The following is a 206-nucleotide window of genomic DNA, read 5'->3' as shown; positions in this document are numbered from 1 at the left end:
TTGCCGGGTAGCTAAGTCTGGAAGAGATAACCGCTGAAAGCATCTAAGCGGGAAACTTGCCTTAAGATGAGATTTCCCAGAGCCTTGAGCTCTTTGAAGGGTCGTTCGAGACCAGGACGTTGATAGGTCAGGTGTGGAAGTGCAGTAATGCATTAAGCTAACTGATACTAATTGCCCGTACGGCTTGTCCCTATAACCTTAGCAGG

At 48.1% G+C, this 206-nt stretch carries 1 rRNA gene; it reads left to right on the top strand.

The annotated features are described in order from the left end of the window. Window positions 1–192: ribosomal RNA gene (locus GTP27_RS24520) — 23S ribosomal RNA — on the top strand; the annotation flags it as partial. Window positions 193–206 lie beyond the last annotated feature (14 nt).

Origin of the sequence: Duganella qianjiadongensis, assembly GCF_009857915.1 — a bacterium.
GTDB lineage: Bacteria > Pseudomonadota > Gammaproteobacteria > Burkholderiales > Burkholderiaceae_D > Rugamonas > Rugamonas qianjiadongensis.
The sequence above is the reverse complement of the archived record's forward strand: the minus strand, read 5'-3'. Positions and strand labels throughout refer to the sequence as shown.